This window comes from Paenibacillus sp. VTT E-133291 (genome assembly GCF_002264395.1).
Lineage (GTDB): Bacteria > Bacillota > Bacilli > Paenibacillales > Paenibacillaceae > Paenibacillus_AQ > Paenibacillus_AQ nitricinens.
Genome location: NZ_NFVA01000068.1, coordinates 1 through 19,269, shown reverse-complemented (window position 1 = coordinate 19,269; position 19,269 = coordinate 1). Strand labels below are relative to the sequence as shown.

Here is a 19,269-nt window from a genome sequence, read left to right as displayed (position 1 = left end):
TCTGCACGCTCCCCTTCCTTAGTCCTGATTCTCCGATTTCGGAAGCTTAACCGTTACTAGCGTTCCGCCTTCTGTACGAGGGGTATAGCTGATGCCATAATCAGAGCCAAAATGTAAATGAATACGCTGGTTAATATTGCGGATACCATAACCGCTAGTAGGATTGGGGCTATCATCATTCAATACAGCTTCTATGGCTTCATAATCAACAGACTTATAGCCGTTATCTTCAATAGAGATCCTAACGGTTTCAGCCTCACATACTGCAGTGATGGTGATCTCACCATCCTCGCCCATATTTTTAACCCCATGAATAATAGCATTTTCTATCAATGGCTGCAGCGTGATTTTAGGAATTAGGTTGCTTTTCGTATCCGGGTGAATATTCATCACAACTTGAAATACATAATCATAACGGTGCTGCTGCAGCTTGATATAGGCTGTTGCATGCTCTAGCTCTTCTTCAAGGCTGATCAGCTCCCTTCCCCGACTAAGACTGATCTTCATTAGTTTGGACAATTCCTTGATCATCTCGGCGGATTCGACATTTCCTTCTAAAGAGCTTTTCCAATAAATGCTCTCTAGGGTGTTATAAAGCAAATGAGGGTTGATTTGTTGATATAGAAGTTGAAGCTGGGATTCTTTCTGTTTAAGCTCCATCTGATATTTGTATGTGATTAATCCGTTCAGCCTTCGGGCCATATCATAGGTAGAAGCAATCAGCACACTGACCTCATCGTTACTCCCCCTCCGTGGCGTCTCTGGAACTCGATTACCCGGCTCGTATTTTCGCACGAAAAAAGCCAGCTTTTGCAATGGAGTCATTAATGAACGCCAGAAGTATGTAATCATAATTAGTCCAAATACCGCATAAGCCACGGTGATATATTGAATAACACTTTTCATTTCGTTCTGTTGCTGCAGTAGCGCCTTCACCGGAACTTTGTAGACCAGTTTTTGTCCAAGCGCATGGTTATTGTTAACCACATAGATAAAATCGGAGGTAATCACATCCACGGTACCTTCCAGATCCTCGGCAACAACCGTCTCCGGCAACGCAATCACTTCCCCAGTATTATTAGTAGTGGAGGCAAGAACACGGTTATTTAAATCTGTTAAGTAAATTTCGCCGTCAGGTAAAGATATCGATTTGAGGGATTCTCCAATTTTAGAGTCCATTTTGGTGATGACCAAAACGCCAATAGTCTCCGCTTTTCTAGAAATGTTGTTTACAGCTCTCATGTAAGTAAGTGTCTTTAAATTCTCCGCTTGAGCACTTAGCCTCTCCGTGAACTTCAGCGAGCCGCGTCCTTTTTTCTGAACAACCTCCTCAAACCAGTAAGGCTCTTCGGCTTTAGAAAAGAAATAAACTCCTGCCTTCTTAACCTGTGGAAAATTGGGAGCAAAAAAGTAATAATCAGTCGGATCGTATATATAAAGAGAGTAGTAAATGCCGTCACCACGTTCAGCACCCTGAGAGTAACTGAGCAATAGCTTCTCTATCGTCTCATATCGTTTGACTCGCTCCAGTATGGTATCCGAGCCAGTCATATTAATTTGCTGAATTAGAGGATTTTGAATCACGGTGGTAGTGATTTTATTTACGGTGTCGATATCCCGGTTAATGATCGTAAAGTTCTGCTTGTTCAATTCCACATATGCATTCGTAACATGGCGCTTCAGTATTTGCTCTGCCTTCAAATTTCCATATATGTTCAAAAAGAAAATAGGAGAAATCATAATCAGGAATAGTAGAATGAGCTGCTGCTTCACGTTCAGCTTTCGAATCAATCTAATCAGCCTAGACAACACTATAGTCACACCTCCGGGTTAAATAACTATATCAAAGGGACAAACGCTTACATATGTTCATTTTAAAGTTTTTTATGGTCATTTGTATGTAGTTTTTTTCTGTTGTGCGGATTATAAGAGCATGGTGATATAGACGTCACTGCGTGGAGCGTTTGGGCTTACGATCGCTGTTATCCTCAGATTTCCTGATTTTATACCGCTTGGCGGTAGAAATCCGAGGATAAAGGCGACCACTTCGTTTCTCCAGCTCCAAACCTCCACTCCGCAACTTCATCACCGAGATTCTTAAAAAACGAAAACAGAAAAAAAGGGGGGGCGGCGTAAAGACCACTGCGTGGGGCTTTGGGACTCGATACTCCCTCTGAGCTTCTTGAGTCTTTTGAGTAATAGCTTTCTAAACTGCATCATCACGTTCAGCCATCGGATGCACGTTGGTTTTTTCAAACAGCTGTACTTGTCAGCTGAATTCAGAGCGTGAGCGTAGGAAATCAGAATAAATAAGATAAAAAAAGAACGACCCCACAGTAGCGTCAACTACTTTGGAGTCGTTCCCATGTTCATTTAGAGCTTTAGTCTGTCAACAACTCATACAATCCTTTTACAACCATATCAGCTTCCTTCAACACTTCCGGCTTGCCAATACCTACTACCTTCATACCTGCAGCCTTACCAGCTTGCACACCTGCCTCCGCATCCTCAAACACGACACATTCGTCCGGCTGAAAGCCTAGCTCCTGACCAGCGATCAAGAACACTTCCGGGTCCGGCTTGGCAAGTGACACTTTGTTACCGTCAACTACGGCATCGAACAGATCCGTAATGTTCAGCTTATTCAGAATAAACTCTGCATTCTTACTAGCTGAACCTAACGCAATTCCAATTCCGCGCGTTCTCAGTCCAGTCAAGTATTCTTTGACCCCAGGGAGCAGTTCCGATGCCTCAAGCTTAGAGATGTATTCTACATATAGGCGATTCTTCTTCTCCGCCATCGCAAGCTTCTCCGCTTCTTCAAATTGCAGTCCACCAACATCCAGAAGAATATCGAGCGATCTCATCCGGCTCACACCCTTAAGGCGTTCGTTATCCTCCTCTGTAAATGTAAAACCTAGCTCGTCAGCAAGACTCTCCCAAGCCAAATAATGGTATTTTGCTGTATCTACGATAACGCCATCCAGATCGAAAATGGCGCCTTTCATATTTTGCAACATCGATTTACTTCCTCTCCGTTATTAATTAATGTCCAAGGTTAGCCGCAAGCTCTCCCCTGCACCACAGGACTTTCCTTCCCGCCCTTGTACCGAGAACACCAGAGTCCCTCTGTAGTCAGCTGCTGTGGTAACTGTAACCTCATCCTTGCTGATCCGTAGTTTAAAGGTATCTCCCCGAAGCGTAACCGGAAGCTCAACAGACTGCCAATGTTTAGGCAGTGAAGGTTTGATATGGACAGTTTCCCCATCATAATCCAACCCTGCAAAACCAAGCACCGCAGCCATCCATGCACCACCGTTAGCGGCTGGGTGTGTACCACCAATATAGAGATCCCCTACATACTGCTTAGATTCTCCCGTAAGATCAACAGTAGCTGTCCGCATAAAATATGGATATCCCCAATCCGGCGAACCAATATCGGCAGCTACCAAAGCATAGATGCAAGGACTGAGACTTGACCCATGTTCGGTGCGTGGCTCGTAGAATTCCCAGTTTGCTTGCTTCACTTCCTTGGTGAAGGAATGTTTGAATAAATTCAACATCAACACGACGTCTGCTTGCTTCAGGATGGTTGTCGTTGTAGCTAATCCATTACCGCCACCTAAATACTCATTTTTGTTAAGTACACGGGTCTTCAAATCTGGCAGCCTAACATCTTCTAAGGTGAAGTAACGGTCGAATTGTTCAATGACAAGACTGGCAGGGTCTGGCTGCGGAACATAGAAGCTATCCAGCATAGCTTTGAACTCTGTAAGAAACGGACCTTCACTAAACTCTGTAGACAGTTGGTTGTACACTTCAGGATACTTATCTTGCAGCAATTCTGCTGTGCGCAGGGCTATCTCCAGTGTCTCCTTCACCAGAGCATTCGTAAAGGCATTATTGTTCACACGCTCATGATATTCGTCTGGACCTGTAACATCTAAAATTTCGAAGCGTTCTTTTACCGAATTATAGTAGGCATAAGAGTAGAAGAACCGGGCACATTCCCAGATCACTTCCGCCCCTCCGCTAGTCAACAGACTCTCGTCACCTGTAAATTGAACGTATTTCCAGATCCCATGTACAACATCCCCACTGATATGAACCTGCTTATCGCGGAAATAAGTCCGCATTGGTCGACCGGTAAATACATCGTTCACATTAAACAGAGTACAAGCATCGTCTCCTGTATCCTGACTTTCCCAAGCATAGAATGCTCCCAGAAAACCATATTCCGCGGCCTTCCGGCGAGCTCCGTCCAAGGTATGAATCCGGTACATCATCAGGTTGCGAGCAACCGTTGGATCCGTATGCAGGAAGAAGGGCAGCATAAACATCTCTGTATCCCAGAATACGGCCCCTTTATAGACCTGACCCGATAAACCTCGAGCCGGGATAGAAACTTTTTCCGAAACTGTAGGTGCAATAATTAACAGCTGATAAATACTGTATCTCAGTGCAAATTGAGCATCCTCGTCGCCTTCGATAATGACATCGCTAAGTGACCATCTTTCTTCCCATAGCTGGTTGTGAGCTTTAAACAATTCGTCATAACCGAGTGCCTCAGCTGCACGGACAGATTTCACAGCTTCTGCCTCCGGTTCACTAACATCAAGCCCAGTATACACCGCAACGTACTTAAACCATTCATAGGTCTCACCCGCACTTGCTTCAAAAGAAATCCGGCGAATACTAGCGCCCTCATCCAGTTGCTGATCTCCGAAATTAAATACGGCTCTCTCCGCCACAACTACCGGAACCTTCAATTCTCCACTAGTGGAGGAAGAGACTAGTACATCACCCTTTGACTGTACTTTTTGACCATAGAGGTGGGGACCATTGATATCCCATACATTTACGTCAATCCCGGTCTCAATCACAATTGGGCAGTCCTGTGTACTATGGATAGTGTATTTACTAACGAGGAGGTGCAGATTGTCCTGGCTTACGAAACGATCTGCTGTAAATGTCAACGTCCCACCATCAGATAGACTATAGCCAGTACTCCGATGATGAATGGCACTACGAATATTCAGCTCCTGCATATGAGAGCTAGGTTCACGCTCTAGCACACTTAAAGGTTCACCATTGCAGACAATCTTGGTCCATAATCCATTAGGAGCATTGACGGGTTCTCTCCACTTATCTCCCGCTTTGTCATATAGACCAGCTAAAGTTACGGCAACTAACTCAGCTTTACCGAATTCCTCAAGAGTACCGCGATATCCCATATACCCATTGCCTAACATATATTTGTTCCCGTTCGTCGTCACAAGCTGCTTGTCAAAACAGCTATCCCTAACCGCCCAGCTCATCGAGCCAACATCCCTTCACCTAGCGGAAGCGTCGTCCCGGAAGCGTCCACCGTTATTGACTGCCCATACACTATAATATCAGTGCTCCCCCCATTAATTGCGGTGAGCGTTACTGAAGTCTTGTTGACCAAAATACGTAGTAATACCCCTTCATACATCACTTGGAAGCTATACTCGCTCCAGCGCTCCGGCAATGAAGGCTGGAAGGACAACCGATCCCCATCTGAACGCATACCGCCAAAGCCATACACAATATTCATCCAAGCGGCTGCAATCGAAGTCGTGTGCAATCCTTCGCGTGTATTACGGTTGTAATTGTCTAAATCCAGTCTTGTCGCAAATTCAAAGAACGAATACGCTTCTTCTGGCTTGCCGATTTCGCTTGCCAGTATGGAATGGATCGAAGGCGAAAGTGAAGACTCATGAATACATCTAGACTCGTAATATTCATAGTTAGCCAGCTTCTCTTCTTTAGTGAATTGTCCATTATATAAGAACATAAACATGAGAACATCCGGTTGCTTAATCATGTCATAACGGTACAATCGATCATACGACCAGTTCGAGTAGAGCGGAAACTCTGTTACAGGAATGGAATGAATATCAATATGCGGCATATCGAAGAATCCATCATGCTCCTCAAATACGCCAGTCACTTCGTCAACCGGAATCTTCATATTGTCTGCTTTATTTTTCCAATCGGTAAGCTCTTCGTCACGGAGCCCCGTCTTTTCCGCAACCAATGCAAAGGCCTCTGGTGCCTGTTTTTTCATTTCACTCAGGGTGTCTAGGGTGTATTCAAATGATTTTTGGGCCATCAAATTAATATAGCAGTTATTATTCACCATCAATTGGAACTCATCAGGACCCATTACGCCAAAATATCCATATTTCCCACTCTGTTGACCCCATTGACCGCGTGTAGCATAGAATCTGCTAATCTGGATCAGCATTTCTGCGCCTTTACTATGCAGGAATTCTTTATCCCCAGTATTTTTGACATAATGCCAGATACCGTAGGAAATAGCAGTCCCTACATGAAGCTGAAGATTCGAATGCTGCCAGAGATCACAGCTTTCTGTTCCGTCTATAGTAGCAATAGGGTAGCAAGCTCCCTCGCAATCAACATCTTTAGCACGTTGCATAGCCTGAGGTAATGTCTTATATCTAAAGTCCAGTAAGCTCCGGGCGGCCTTAGGATTATTAAACATATAGAATGGTAAGCAATACGACTCTGTATCCCAAAATGCCAAACCACGATACACTTCTCCCGTCAATCCCTTAGCGCCGATGTTGAACCCTGGATGATCCCCATGATAAGTCTGATAAAGCTGGAAAATGCAAAACCGAATGCCCTGCTGATTCTCAGGATCGCCCTCGATCCGAATATCACTTGTCTCCCAGATCCCATTCCAATATGCTGTCTGATCCGCGAATATTTGAGTATCACTCAATTGGCTTGCACTTTCAGCAAGAGCTAGCCCTTTGCTCCACAGCTCTTCAGCTGTATGGGCAGATTCACTATCCGAACAGTTGATAACCAGCTTTGTAAAATGGGCCGCTTCTCCCTGAGCAAGATCCATAGTAAAGCTTTGTCCAATAAATTTATCATGTTCAACTCGCGTAAGCTGAAGCGGCTGTGAAGATTGTAACGAAAAGCTTGAGAATAGTTTGTTAGCTGTATTCACTGTTCTCGCCATAATAGCTGTGGCAGATCCTTGTTCTCCACTGCGGAGACTACTCCACATACATTCGCCGCGTTCCTCATGAATAATGCTGAAATCAAGACCTGCACAAATGTCCACGCTGCCCGAGAAATTAAGGGGCTCAAATTCCACCCGCTGTAGTCCCAGATGAGACATCGTCATACTTACCAAACGAGTAAAGACAACTTTTAAGATTTTCCCATCATCTAGGTGCCAGAGTAGCTCCCGCCGATAGGTCCCACTACGAAGATCCAGTTTGCGTACATATTCCGATATTTTACTTTTTGCCAGATCGAGCTGTTCACCATTCACAGTGATCCGCGTATACAGCCAGTCCACCGCATTCACCATATATCTCAGCGAGCGAATAATCCCTTTATAATGATTGCCAATGTCCAATTGTTCATTTAGCCCGTTGAAATAACTGCCTTGCAGGGAATCCCCAGAGTAACCTTCCTCAGCATACCCCCGCACACCCATATACTCATTTCCCAGCGAAAAAATAGATTCCGAGGTCCGATTTCGTTCTGGATCAAAGCCCTCTTCAATAATTGCCCAAGGATCTACCTTAAGATATTTGTCAGCCACTTTAGCCATGTATGATTTCCCCTTCTCCTGGTTTTTGCTCCATTCTCAGGATATCGTTCCATACCCGTTGCGCCAATGTCTGACCTTAATGAAGATATGTGCATTTATACGGAATTGAAATCGAATGGATTTCTATATCATGAATTTTTGCAGTATACTATGTAGAATCTAATAAGAACAAAATAAACAGTGACAGACCCATTATTTGAGAATAATGGATTGCCACTGCTGATATATAAAGAACATATACTTCTTACTCCTTTTTAGTTAAAAATCATATTACATCTTGCACTTTTGAAGTGAAAATAATCACAATGTTGAAAATTCGACACTTTTAAATGGTTTTTCTTAACCAAATCAAAGATTTTAGAGGTATAATTAATTTAAAATTTACTGAAAAACTGAGGGAATAAAGGGGATGTCGATTATGCTAAAAGAACATTACAATGTCATCGAAGCCCACGGAAATACAAACTGTTTCTCCGAACAGAATTTCAACAGACTTCTTGTTACGATGAAAGAACGCGTTGTTCCAGAGGGTTCACATCTTTTCTGGGAAGGCGACTACTCGGATAAATTGTTTTATATCAAACGTGGACGTGTGAAATTAACTAAATCAACGGATGAAGGTAAGGAACTTATTCTTTATATGTACCAAGCCGGCGATATGGTAGGTCAAGCGGACCCATTCTTCAGCACCAAGCACAGCTTTACTGCAGAAGTGATTGAAGAAAGTGAAGTTGGCGTTATCGAGCAAAAGGATTTAGAAATTCTCATTTGCCAACATTGTGATTTTGCGATCGACTTTATGAAATGGATGGGCATTCATCACCGTCTAACTCAAACGAAATTCCGTGATCTGATGATGTACGGCAAACCAGGCGCACTTTGCTCCACTCTCATTCGCCTCGGCAACACCTATGGTGAGAAGAGCAGCGATGGTGAGAATATCCTCATCAACAAAAAAATTACGCATACAGATTTGTCCAACATGATCGGCGCTACTCGTGAGAGTGTGAACCGGATGTTGAGCGACTTGCGTAAAAAAGATGCGGTTGAGTACGAGAACGGTATGATTGTCATCAAGGATCTGGGCATGCTGCAGGAAATTTGCCACTGCGAAATGTGTCCTAACGAAATCTGCCGGATCTAAATTTCTGTCTTATAATATACCCTCTATTCTCCTCAATGAAACATATATGACCCAATTATTCTGCACATTATAAAATAGAGTGGTCGAAGACGCCTAGCGAGGGCGTCTTTTTTTATAGCACAATGATGAAAAAGAACTGATCCCGAATCGGGTCAGCTCTTAATCATAAATATGCTCTTAACTTAACGTTTGGTCTGAGCACCACGCACGGGAGAAATCATCCAGTAGGCCATACCGACGAATACGCCACCGCCAATTATATTTCCTAACGTAACGGGTATCATATTGTGTATCCATCCGGCAATTGTAACGGTTTCCGGGTGATTCGGGAGCAGCACAGCAACACTCAGCAGCGTCATATTAGCCACACTGTGCTCATAGCCACTCGCAATAAAGGCAAATAAACACCACCAGATTAGAACCAGCTTGGCCGTTTCACTTTTGGCGCGCGAGGCCATCCATAGTGCTAGACAGACCAGCCAGTTACATAGAATCCCCCGGAAAAAAAGCTCTGAAAACGGAAGGCTCATTTTCTTGGCTGCAGCCGCAAAGATCAGATGCTCTGGGGGAGCCGCACTGAATAGTCCAGTTCCTCGAATCAAAAGTGCTAAAATCACTGCCCCTACCACATTCCCTACAAACACAAGCACCCAGTTCTTAACAGTATCCCAGATACTTGTTCTACCAGCTAGTGTACTAACCGTAAAGAACATATTATTTCCGGTAAACAGCTCTGAGCCTGCAAACACAACAAGAGTCAAGGCAATACCGAAGGATGCACCCATAATGAGGGGTTGGAAGGGCGATTTGGCAGCCGCTAGAGGCGCTCCCAGCGAGAAAATAAGGATAACCCCAATGCCTACATATGCCCCTGCCAAAAGGGCTGCCAGAAAATATCTTGGTAAACTTTCATTCATTTGGTCACGCTTACTGACTGCCGCCTCGACAATGTTCTCCACACTTTGAGTAAACATAATACTCCACCCCACCGTTTTCTATTTCATCCTTTACTACAAGCTTCGGTGTCTACAAGCTCACTGTCACAATGTCTCCGTCAAGGGAGACTGGATAAGTCACAACGATACCTTGATCCGGTGCCTGAACTTCACCCGTGCGAAGATCTATTTTCCAATCATACAGCGGATCATAAAGAAAGTGACCCGAAACGATTCCTTCAGCAAGCGGCCCCCCTTTTGGATGAGGACTCCGATTCTCAAGCGCATAAATCGCTCCGTCAGAGGTACGAAATACAGCCAGTTCCACATTTCCAGCCACAACTACCCGGCCAATCTGTAACAGGAGATCCTGTACTGATCCTATTGCATGCGTTTGTGTGGTCTTATTCATTGCTCTCTCCCCTTCTGTGTGCGTTATATCCGCTAGACTCTTGTTTCTTCAAAAAGCGCAGTACGAGTGCTGCTGTCATTGAGCATTTTTTTCCAAGGATCCGTAACCTGAGTGAGAGCAAAGTCAATCCGTGCTGCCAGCTCTTTGCGGTTATCTTCATTATCCAAAATGACCGTTTGAATCTGCTCAAGTCCCATACGCTCAACCCACTCGGAGGTTCTTTCCAAATAATTGCCGGTCTCACGGTAATATTGCATCACAGCGGAGCACACCTCGATCAACTCATCATCGGTCTTAATTTTGCAGAAAGAGTCAGCGATCCTTGGCTTGATCCCACCGTTACCACCGATAAACACTTCCCAACCACCATCATTACCGACGATGCCAATATCCTTCGTGCAGGATTCCGCACAGTTACGTGGACAGCCGTTGACAGCTATTTTAAACTTGGCGGGAAAATCAAGACGTTCATACTTACGTTCTATGAGCGCGCCCATTGCCAGCGAATCCTGTGTGCCGAAACGGCAGAACTGCGAACCCACACAAGTCTTAACCGTACGTAGCGATTTGGCATAACCATAACCTGATGGCATATCGAGCTCTTCCCATACTTTCGGCAGATCCTCTTTTTTCACCCCGATCAGATCCAGGCGTTGCCCACCAGTCACCTTCACAACTTTCACGTCATATTTAAGGGAGACATCGGCGATTTTCTTCAAATCCTCCGGTGTTGTTACCCCACCATACATGCGTGGTATCACGGTGTAGGTTCCATCTTTTTGAATATTGGCACCCATTCTTTCATTTACAAATCGGGATTCTTTCTCATCCTGATGGGTATCAGGGTTCATCATTCCTAGATAATAGTTAATTGCCGGACGACACTTGGAGCAGCCTTCCTCTTGTTTCCATCCGAGTACATTCATGACCTCTTTTGTTGTTTTAAGACCTTTAGCTGTGATTTCAGCAACAATTTCATCACGGTTAAGCGTTGTGCACCCACAAATACCTTGCTTAGCAGCTTGCTGGAAACTGTCACCTAAGACAAATTGCAGGATTTGTTCTACTACGGGTTTGCAACCACCACAAGAGCGAGTAGCGCCAGTACATGCTTTGATCTCATCCACAGTAGTAAAACCATGTTCAGTAACAGCATCTACGATCGCTTTTTTAGTTACACCGTTACAGCCGCAGACAATTTCTTCGTCCGCCATAGCTTCTACGGATGTACTCTTCTTTGCTCCGCCACCGCAGCAGCCCGTTCCCATGACTTCTGTATAAATTTCATCGGTCATTATCGCGCTTTGTTTTACTAGCTTTTGCAAATTGGCGGACTCCGTCACATCACCGAACAATACTGCACCGACAATCACATTATTTTTGAGCAGAATTTTCTTATAGGTTCTCTTCCATTCATCTTTGTTTGAGATCACCGTGTGATCAGAGGAATCCAAAAACTCACCCGCTGAAAATACATCCACCCCAGATATTTTAAGCTTCGTGGAGACAATCGAACCTTCATAAGGCTTGGTATTGCTGCCACATAAATGTTTAGCTAGAACCATGCCTTGTTCAAATAATGGAGCCACCAGCCCGTAACACATACCGCGATGCTCGGCACATTCGCCGATGGAATAAACATTCTGCATCGAGGTTTGCAAATAATCATCCACCACGATCCCACGATTTACGGAGATTCCGCTTTCTTTTGCCAACGTCACGTTCGGTTTGATTCCAACAGCCATTACCACAAAATCCGCTGTAAGCATACTGCCATCGCTGAAGCGCAATCCACTAACTCTCTTTTCCCCGGTCAATTCCACCGTTTGTTTGCCCATAGCAAATTTCACACCTTGACGCTCCAGCTCAGCTTGAAGCATCGAGGAGGCATTCCGATCAAGCTGACGCTCCATCAGATCTTCCATCAAATGAACTACGGTAACGTCCATACCTAGGTTCACAAGACCTTTTGCCGCTTCCAGCCCAAGTAACCCCCCGCCGATAACAGCTGCTTTGCTGTATTGCTTGGCCGCTGACAGCATCGCATCACAGTCTGAAATATCCCGGAATCCTACAACGCCCTCTTTATCACTGCCAGGTACAGGTAGAATAAACGAATTCGAACCTGTCGCAATAATTACCTTGTCATAGGGGACTATCATCCCGTTATCCGTAACCACTTGCTTCGAGCCTTCATCAATTCGTGTCACCGTTGTTCCCGTGTGTAGAGTTATATTATTGTCCTCATACCAATTCCAGTCGTTTAGGACGATATCATTAAGGGTCTTACTTCCTTCAAGAACATAAGACAACATGATCCGATTGTAATTGGGATGAGGTTCACTTCCAAAAACCGTAATGTCATAAGCTCCACCCAGCTTCAATATCTGCTCAATCGTACCTATGCCTGCCATACCGTTGCCGACTAATACTAGTTTTTCTCTTATCGTTGTCATGGTTAGGTGCCTCCTCAAGCTTATGAATACCTGATCAATCTCTCTTCTGCATATTGGAATTATACGTTTCAAATTCAAGTCATCATTGTGATTGCAGTCACTTTAATTGTGAATATTTTCACACTTTAGTGTGCTCATAATTGTCAGATATCTTTTCCACATAAAAAGCCAGATTAACGATTCTGAACAACCGTTAATCTGGCTTAATGTACGATTTTTAGCGTAAAGTCAATAAAATCTCCAATTCATCTTGAGCCCTGAGCTTCATATCCATTCCATCATCGAGTAGTTGTTTTCCGTTCACCTTCAGCTTCCATTCTTCATTACTTAGAGGGGTATAATCATTGACGGAAAGCACCTTTTTATTATCATCCGCCAATTGTACCCTACTACAGCTTTTGAGCAAATCTCTTACGGTTAAATCTTCTCTAAATAAAATAATATACGTATGATGCAGGTCTACTTCTACACTTCCACCGTTCAAGGTCAGCCTTACTGTTTGAAGTGGTGCTTGATGATCCTTCGACTTCGCGGTGAAGACTAGCTGTGAATCATACCCTACAGTATTATTCCAATCCGCATTCCCAATGATTTGACCGCCCATCTGAAGCTCCCAAACCAATCCCGACTCTAGCGAAAAATCCTTTACCGAAAGAATGCTTGAGTTATCCTCCGCAAATGTGGCAATATTACTACCTTTCAGGAGCTCCATGAGCGATATTCCATTTCTATAACTCCCGCTAAGTAACCTGTCCGATGGTTTAGTAAGCAGTTCATTATCTCCAACCCTTATCGATATTGTCGGTCCCTCTAATCCTGCCGCACCATTATTAGCATTACTATTGCTGTCATTGTTAGTAGAGCATCCACCTATTGTGAATCCGATGACTAAACCTAGCATCAATTTCCACAAAGATCGTATGGGCATCCTGACACCGCCTTGTCCCGCCTAATGACCATATAGCGTCTCAGGCTTGTAAAGTTATGTATACTGTCTTTTTAAGGATAACTTAAACAAGCCATGTTCTCAAATAAAAAAAGCCCCCTAAGGGACTCTTTAGAACACTATTCATCTTCACTGAAACCTAGGGAACAATATATTATTCTCCAAATGTACGTGTTCAAAAGTCATACTCTCCAGCTCTTCCAGCCGGGCATATGTCAATCGATAGGTCGTGCAAGCATGCGCCGGTGGAGTGAAATCATCTGTAACACTACGTATTTTTCTCAAAATATCGCCCGCACCATCATGCTCACTCTCCAGCTCAGACAATGACTCACGAAGCGATGTCAGGCCTTCTTCACTAGGATTAGCAGCGTATGTCAACAGCTTAGGAAACTCATCTTCTTCTTCTTTAGCCGTATGCTCAAGTAAGTCTTCCTTAAGTGTGTTGAACAAGTTATATAATTCCACCAAATGGGGAGAATCCCCACCATGCACTCGATACACCTTAGTTACATTTTGGCTAATGAGGGGTAGCTCTTCACGAAGATAACGATGGTGTTTGTTAATAATACGGGCAATTAACTCTTCTGAGGATGCAGTATTCCAAGCGATTTCCTCTTGGGGTACTGGATACTCTTGGAACAGCTTGTTTAGATCACCGATGATTATCTCGTGATCCAGACCACGCTCAGCTGCTGCTTCAGCAAGTGGTTTAGCTCCACCGCAACAAAAATCAATCCGTTTTGCTTTAAAATAATCTGCCGCTTTAGGGAATTGCAATACAATATCCCTCACTAGTGCATCTGGGGTAAACCCAGCCTGTACCGATTCTGCTTGTTTCGAATCCGAAATACTATCATTAAGTTGTTTAGTTTCCATTATAGCTCCTCCTTGGGTTATGGGATTAGGTTCTGAATAAATCTTATCCACTTCTTCACCTTAACCCTGAAAGGAACTTTGACTTGTGATTGTACGCACGGAAATTGTATCTTATTTTTGAACGAGATTGGAGAATGTACATACATAGTCAGTGCAAAAAAGCACCTTTGCCTACAAAGGTGCTTTTTCGACTCACTTTATTGCACATAAGCCTGCATATACGTCCGCTGTCCCTTTGAATCCTTCAAATAAGGTCCCAATCCAGCAAAACGGGAGTGATCCATATAAACACCGGTCATCCATCTGCCTTCCGTCAAGCCACCATTCCATTTGAGGACAAGATCTGGTGCGGAAATCCATTCCTGAAAGACTCGTATATTCTGATCTTTGTATTCTTTACATGGCTTAGACCGCTCAATAAGGTGGAACTCATTCAGATAAGTTGGAACGAAATAAGAGGATATCGTATGCAAATCATCATCGTCAAAAAAAGGCTCATCGCCTAAAAAGGGTTTGAATAATACGATATTCTCGTACATGGACCAAATTAAGGCTTGAAGTACCATACTCTGGCGAATGCCGTTATGAAACTTATATTGTCGCCCATGATTCGCCGCATTCACATCTTGTGGAGGTTCCGTGGACTCCAGACAGTGCCGTTCACAACCAATACACTTCCAGCCGGTCGGACTTTGAATCCATTTTTGAAAAATAGTCCCACTATCATTGTTTCCTTTGTAGAGTGAAGAGATAATGCTGTAAGGCACGCCAATCCACGCATCCCATAAGGAATCAGGAAGATGGCTATGCAGCATGAACAACGTCTTGTCATAGATGAGCTGTACTTTGATAGAAGCATTCTCTAGCTCAGCAACATCCTTTTTTCCATACGTTATTTCCCGGGAAAATAGGGTCGTCTTCGTCTTCATCTCCCTCGCCTCCTAACAGTTTTGCTATGCCTGTACTCCAGCTGAGTAGATTTGAGCAAAAACCAATACGCGAGCGCTTCCATTCAAGGATCATACAATGTTTTTCTATTATATTACAATTATTTTTAAACTGTGCAAGTTTTTTTCAAGCATAAAGGATTGGAACACAACTGTCACTGTCTAATATTTAGAAACTGAAAAGCCCCTTTTCCACCATTTCGGAAAAAGGGCCACAACATTACTGTGAATTTTAGTCAACCCAGCTCTCAGCCCAAGACTGAATCTGCTGCATAACAGGCTGCAACGCACGGCCTTTGTCTGTTAATTCGTACTCAATACGTACGGGTGTTTCTGGGTATACATGCCTAACCAGGATACCCTCACCTTCCAAATCCTTCATCCGCTCGGACAGCATCTTATCGCTCATTGAAGGAATGAGGCCGGAGATATCTTTAAACCGCTTCGGTCCACTCATCAATGTCTGAATAATAAGTCCATTCCAACGTTTGCCTAAGAAAGAGAAGGCTGTTTCAAATCTGGGACACATCGCAAATTGATGTTCTTCCATTGTTCTCACCTCTCACTTGCGAAACTTACTATTAGTTAGTATATATAATATTAACACATTTTAACCATGATGAACATCGTTTACCGAAAAAAGTTCATCTGACTCTATTATTATATCCCCAATGTCAATCCCCCACAGGTCCTTTAGATCCCCTTTGAGCAATCGCTTCAGTTACGATTTGTGCCAAGTCATCATTTCCAAAAAGTGAAAGTACACCCAGAACGGTGTCATCAGAAATGTCTCCCGCTTCCTCTGCGGAAACCGTGAGGGCAAGTGCCTGACGCAAGGCTTCATTCCCTTCCTGCTGCGGATAAGCCTGCAAGTATAGCGCATGTGGATCAAGTCCATTATTTACACACCACTGAGCGAATACAAGAATCATCATCTCTTCTTCGCGCTTATAGCTTTCGATGATCTGTTCCTCCACTAATTTACGGTTATCCTCCATATATTCTTCTCCTTTCTCAGAGACCTCATTCAGCAAGCTGTGCCGCCAGCATATGACTAGGCAGTACCGCTGAAGCAGCAATGCTGCATAGCTCCGGTGTATTTATGTTGCAAAGAAAATTATTCACCACTCCACTAAAACCTCTTCTATCCAGTACAGTATCCCAGCTTCCAAAGCCTTGAATATGCGGTAAGGTATCTTTTTCAAAAAGAATGGCCTTGTCTAGATCCACTACTTCCACCGATCTACCATTTCCGTGCAGCTCAAGCTTCTCCAAATCCACACCCGCTTCACGAACCATACTGTACATCCCTACTGCACTATGTTTCCAGGCTAGCATTCCAGATGCCTGTAGCAGACGACCATCTCCACTAGATTGAAGATGACTACGAAGCAGTTCATACTGATCTCCACATAACCACAACAGCAAATCAAGCATATGGATAAGATCATCATGCACGGTTTCGCGGCTGGTGCTTGTCTGTAGCTTCGTTCGATGTTTAATCGCACTGCAGTGGCTAATTCCACCGACTTCCTCAAGCCATTGCTTGGCGGTGACATACATAGGGGCAAACCGGCGGTTAAAGCCCACTCCCAGCAAAAGCCCTTTATCTTGTGCTAGCTCTGCCATCCTTCTGGACTCTTCAAGATCATAAGAAAGTGGTTTATCTACATATACCGAAATCCCACGTTCGAGACATTTTGTTACTATATCATAATGAGTAGTTGTTGGGCTATGTACAAATACTGCATCCAGATCCCAAGATAACAGCTCTTCCAGATTCGTCGTCCCTTTAGGAAAACGATAGGTATGAACAGCCTGCTCCACCGTTGTCGATGAATGGCTGAGAACACCCACTACCTCGGCATAATCATGCTGAGAGAGCAGTGGCAAATATACTTTACGGGCGATATTGCCGATTCCTATTATGGCGACTCTTTTACGTTCAGGTACAATCACTGATCCATCCCCCTCTAACATTTCAATATCTCGATCTTTTCTCTTTGTTCTCTACAAATGCTATTATACCTGCTTCTCATTCTCTGACAATTGATCTTTGCTTCAATATTTACTTCATATCCCGTATGATGAGATGAATGAGTGGAAGAAGGGGCATATTATCTATGAAGAAATGGTTCTCGATTGTTCTTTATGTTTCGGGTACAATCCTTGCGTTTATCTACAGATATGACATCCTAAGCTGGATGAAAGAGGATCATAATCTTTTCAGTTCTATAGGGTTTGCAACTTTACTGGCCTTGTTTCCAGTTGTCCCTTATAAAGCTGTCATCGGATTCTTCGGTTATGCATACGGAAGTTTAGTGGGAGCCTTGATTTGCTGGCTAGCTACTAATTTGGCTGCCGCAATCCTGTTTGGAATTGTGAAGTACTTATTTCAAAGCCAAGCTAGAGCTTATTTAGCCTCCATTCCCGCACTCGAAAAGTTCACAGTAGGCATTGAGCGGCGACCTTTCGCTTCGATTGTCCTAGCACGACTCGTGCCAATCATTCCCCAAACAGCGGTTAACATCTACGCTGGAGCTGCTGGACTGCCTTTTTGGAGCTATATTGCAGCTTCCGGCATTGGAAAAATACCAGGGATTGCATTATACGCTTTCCTCGGGAATCATCTCTTCCAGGACCCTGTAAGTGCGATTATTGCCATCATCGCCTATGCCGCTGTGCTAATTATTGCCGGACTGAGCTTGCGTCCGCGCGCTCAAGAAGCGAAGAATAACAGATAGCGAAAGAACTTATCGGTTACAAACTGGCAGGCAGTTAGTATTTGCTTTATAATTAAATTGTGATCTATTTAATTGCATTATGTGAATGGAGGGATATCAATGAGTGAACATCAGACTAACCATATAAATACCAAGACGGATAAAGCAACCTTTGCAGGTGGATGCTTCTGGTGCATGGTCTCGCCGTTCGAAGAATTGCCAGGAATCATTAGTGTCGTCTCTGGCTATACCGGCGGACATACAGTGAACCCAACCTATGAAGAGGTTTGTTCTGAAACGACAGGACATGTTGAAGCTGTACAAATTACGTTTAACCCAGATATTTTCCCTTATAGCAAGTTACTTGAGCTGTTCTGGCAGCAAATTGACCCTACCGATGCAGGTGGACAATTCCATGATCGCGGGACTTCTTACGGAACAGCAATCTTTACCCATTCGGAGGAACAAAAAGAACAAGCAGAAGCTTCCAAGGCAGCTCTTCAAGCAAGCGGTCGGTTCTCAAGTCCAATCGTAACCCCGATTCTCCCGGCATCCACTTTCTATCCTGCCGAAGAATATCATCAAGGCTACCATCATAAGAATCCAGGCCACTACAAACGTTATCGCAAAGGTTCTGGACGAGAGGATTTTATAGAAACCCACTGGACACATAAAGAGGACAAACAAAGTTTGAAAGAACGGTTAACGCCTCTTCAATATGAAGTCACTCAGAACAGTGCTACAGAATCTCCTTTCCGGAATGATTTTTGGGATCACCATGGAGATGGTATTTATGTAGACATCGTATCTGGCGAACCGTTATTCAGCTCGCAGGATAAATACGATTCCGGTTGCGGCTGGCCAAGCTTTACTCGTCCCATCCGGGACTATGCTGTGAAGGAAAAGACGGATCTCAGTCATTTGATGGTCCGCACTGAAGTTCGCAGCAAAGTAGCGGATTCCCATCTAGGCCACGTCTTCGACGATGGTCCCGGAGAAAACGGTTTGCGCTACTGCATAAATTCGGCGGCGCTAAGATTTGTCCCGAAAGAGGATTTAGAGAAGGAAGGATACGGGGAGTACCGCGTACTCTTCCAGCCTGCCTAAACATCAATCCTCAGTACACAAAGAAACGGTTGTCGTCCTTTTAGGATGACAACCGTTTTTTTCTCTTATAATATAAGAAAGTATAAGTTTCACGTTATA

The 19,269-nt window shown here is 44.0% G+C and carries 16 protein-coding genes; 3 read left to right on the top strand and 13 right to left on the bottom strand.

Annotated elements, in window-relative coordinates; all coding sequences use genetic code 11:
* Positions 1–18: 18 nt before the first annotated feature.
* From CA598_RS22770 to CA598_RS22755, 4 genes are all read right to left on the bottom strand, one after another.
* On the bottom strand, positions 19–1,812 hold the full coding sequence (locus CA598_RS22770; RefSeq protein ID WP_373455843.1) for a cache domain-containing sensor histidine kinase: 1,794 nt from the start codon (positions 1,810–1,812) through the stop codon (positions 19–21).
* A gap of 569 nt (positions 1,813–2,381) precedes the next feature.
* Entirely contained in the window at positions 2,382–3,020 is a 639-nt protein-coding gene (gene pgmB, locus CA598_RS22765) for a beta-phosphoglucomutase (RefSeq protein WP_094877974.1), read from the bottom strand.
* 21 nt (positions 3,021–3,041) lie between these two features.
* Entirely contained in the window at positions 3,042–5,318 is a 2,277-nt protein-coding gene (locus CA598_RS22760) for a glycosyl hydrolase family 65 domain-containing protein (protein ID WP_094877973.1), read from the bottom strand.
* Positions 5,315–7,621, bottom strand: a complete 2,307-nt coding sequence (locus CA598_RS22755; protein ID WP_094877972.1) for a glycoside hydrolase family 65 protein — start codon at positions 7,619–7,621, stop codon at positions 5,315–5,317. Before CA598_RS22755 ends, CA598_RS22760 begins: the two co-directional genes overlap by 4 nt.
* A 418-nt stretch (positions 7,622–8,039) precedes the next feature.
* Between CA598_RS22755 and CA598_RS22750 the strand changes: the two genes are divergently transcribed.
* On the top strand, positions 8,040–8,765 hold the full coding sequence (locus CA598_RS22750) for a Crp/Fnr family transcriptional regulator (protein ID WP_042129903.1): 726 nt from the start codon (positions 8,040–8,042) through the stop codon (positions 8,763–8,765).
* Between the two features lie 182 nt (positions 8,766–8,947).
* Here the strand turns inward: CA598_RS22750 and CA598_RS22745 are convergent, their stop codons facing one another.
* From CA598_RS22745 to CA598_RS22705, 9 genes are all read right to left on the bottom strand, one after another.
* A complete protein-coding gene (locus CA598_RS22745) occupies positions 8,948–9,739 on the bottom strand; it encodes a formate/nitrite transporter family protein (RefSeq protein ID WP_094877971.1) in 792 nt (263 codons plus the stop codon).
* A gap of 52 nt (positions 9,740–9,791) precedes the next feature.
* Positions 9,792–10,112, bottom strand: coding sequence for a nitrite reductase small subunit NirD (gene nirD / locus CA598_RS22740; protein WP_094877970.1), 321 nt, complete (start codon positions 10,110–10,112; stop codon positions 9,792–9,794).
* Positions 10,113–10,144: 32 nt separating this feature from the next.
* Positions 10,145–12,568: a nitrite reductase large subunit NirB gene (nirB, locus tag CA598_RS22735; RefSeq protein WP_094877969.1), complete on the bottom strand. Its 2,424-nt coding sequence runs from the start codon at positions 12,566–12,568 to the stop codon at positions 10,145–10,147.
* Positions 12,569–12,785: 217 nt separating this feature from the next.
* On the bottom strand, positions 12,786–13,496 hold the full coding sequence (locus CA598_RS22730; RefSeq protein ID WP_094877968.1) for a hypothetical protein: 711 nt from the start codon (positions 13,494–13,496) through the stop codon (positions 12,786–12,788).
* 147 nt (positions 13,497–13,643) lie between these two features.
* Entirely contained in the window at positions 13,644–14,393 is a 750-nt protein-coding gene (gene ric / locus CA598_RS22725) for an iron-sulfur cluster repair di-iron protein (RefSeq protein ID WP_094877967.1), read from the bottom strand.
* A 197-nt stretch (positions 14,394–14,590) separates the two neighbouring features.
* A complete protein-coding gene (locus tag CA598_RS22720; protein WP_094873752.1) occupies positions 14,591–15,322 on the bottom strand; it encodes a hypothetical protein in 732 nt (243 codons plus the stop codon).
* Positions 15,323–15,572: 250 nt separating this feature from the next.
* Complete coding sequence (locus tag CA598_RS22715) at positions 15,573–15,890, bottom strand: winged helix-turn-helix transcriptional regulator (protein ID WP_042129916.1); 318 nt, start codon at positions 15,888–15,890, stop codon at positions 15,573–15,575.
* Positions 15,891–16,014: 124 nt separating this feature from the next.
* Positions 16,015–16,338, bottom strand: a complete 324-nt coding sequence (locus CA598_RS22710) for a hypothetical protein (protein WP_094873764.1) — start codon at positions 16,336–16,338, stop codon at positions 16,015–16,017.
* A gap of 25 nt (positions 16,339–16,363) precedes the next feature.
* A complete protein-coding gene (locus CA598_RS22705) occupies positions 16,364–17,299 on the bottom strand; it encodes a Gfo/Idh/MocA family protein (RefSeq protein WP_256990599.1) in 936 nt (311 codons plus the stop codon).
* A 164-nt stretch (positions 17,300–17,463) separates the two neighbouring features.
* On the opposite strand from CA598_RS22705, the gene CA598_RS22700 reads away from it, so the two are divergent.
* A complete protein-coding gene (locus CA598_RS22700; protein WP_179283737.1) occupies positions 17,464–18,084 on the top strand; it encodes a TVP38/TMEM64 family protein in 621 nt (206 codons plus the stop codon).
* A 99-nt stretch (positions 18,085–18,183) separates the two neighbouring features.
* Positions 18,184–19,170: a peptide-methionine (S)-S-oxide reductase MsrA gene (msrA, locus tag CA598_RS22695; protein ID WP_094877964.1), complete on the top strand. Its 987-nt coding sequence runs from the start codon at positions 18,184–18,186 to the stop codon at positions 19,168–19,170.
* The last annotated feature ends 99 nt before the right edge of the window (positions 19,171–19,269 follow it).

What these genes read in the sequence shown, in the direction of transcription:
- pgmB (WP_094877974.1), bottom strand. Translation starts at nt 3,020, where the DNA reads ATGTTGCAAAATATGAAAGGCGCCATTTTCGATCTGGATGGCGTTATC.
- CA598_RS22760 (WP_094877973.1), bottom strand. Translation starts at nt 5,318, where the DNA reads ATGAGCTGGGCGGTTAGGGATAGCTGTTTTGACAAGCAGCTTGTGACG.
- CA598_RS22755 (WP_094877972.1), bottom strand. Translation starts at nt 7,621, where the DNA reads ATGGCTAAAGTGGCTGACAAATATCTTAAGGTAGATCCTTGGGCAATT.
- CA598_RS22750 (WP_042129903.1), top strand. Translation starts at nt 8,040, where the DNA reads ATGCTAAAAGAACATTACAATGTCATCGAAGCCCACGGAAATACAAAC.
- CA598_RS22745 (WP_094877971.1), bottom strand. Translation starts at nt 9,739, where the DNA reads ATGTTTACTCAAAGTGTGGAGAACATTGTCGAGGCGGCAGTCAGTAAG.
- nirD (WP_094877970.1), bottom strand. Translation starts at nt 10,112, where the DNA reads ATGAATAAGACCACACAAACGCATGCAATAGGATCAGTACAGGATCTC.
- nirB (WP_094877969.1), bottom strand. Translation starts at nt 12,568, where the DNA reads ATGACAACGATAAGAGAAAAACTAGTATTAGTCGGCAACGGTATGGCA.
- CA598_RS22730 (WP_094877968.1), bottom strand. Translation starts at nt 13,496, where the DNA reads ATGCCCATACGATCTTTGTGGAAATTGATGCTAGGTTTAGTCATCGGA.
- ric (WP_094877967.1), bottom strand. Translation starts at nt 14,393, where the DNA reads ATGGAAACTAAACAACTTAATGATAGTATTTCGGATTCGAAACAAGCA.
- CA598_RS22720 (WP_094873752.1), bottom strand. Translation starts at nt 15,322, where the DNA reads ATGAAGACGAAGACGACCCTATTTTCCCGGGAAATAACGTATGGAAAA.
- CA598_RS22715 (WP_042129916.1), bottom strand. Translation starts at nt 15,890, where the DNA reads ATGGAAGAACATCAATTTGCGATGTGTCCCAGATTTGAAACAGCCTTC.
- CA598_RS22710 (WP_094873764.1), bottom strand. Translation starts at nt 16,338, where the DNA reads ATGGAGGATAACCGTAAATTAGTGGAGGAACAGATCATCGAAAGCTAT.
- CA598_RS22700 (WP_179283737.1), top strand. Translation starts at nt 17,464, where the DNA reads ATGAAGAAATGGTTCTCGATTGTTCTTTATGTTTCGGGTACAATCCTT.
- msrA (WP_094877964.1), top strand. Translation starts at nt 18,184, where the DNA reads ATGAGTGAACATCAGACTAACCATATAAATACCAAGACGGATAAAGCA.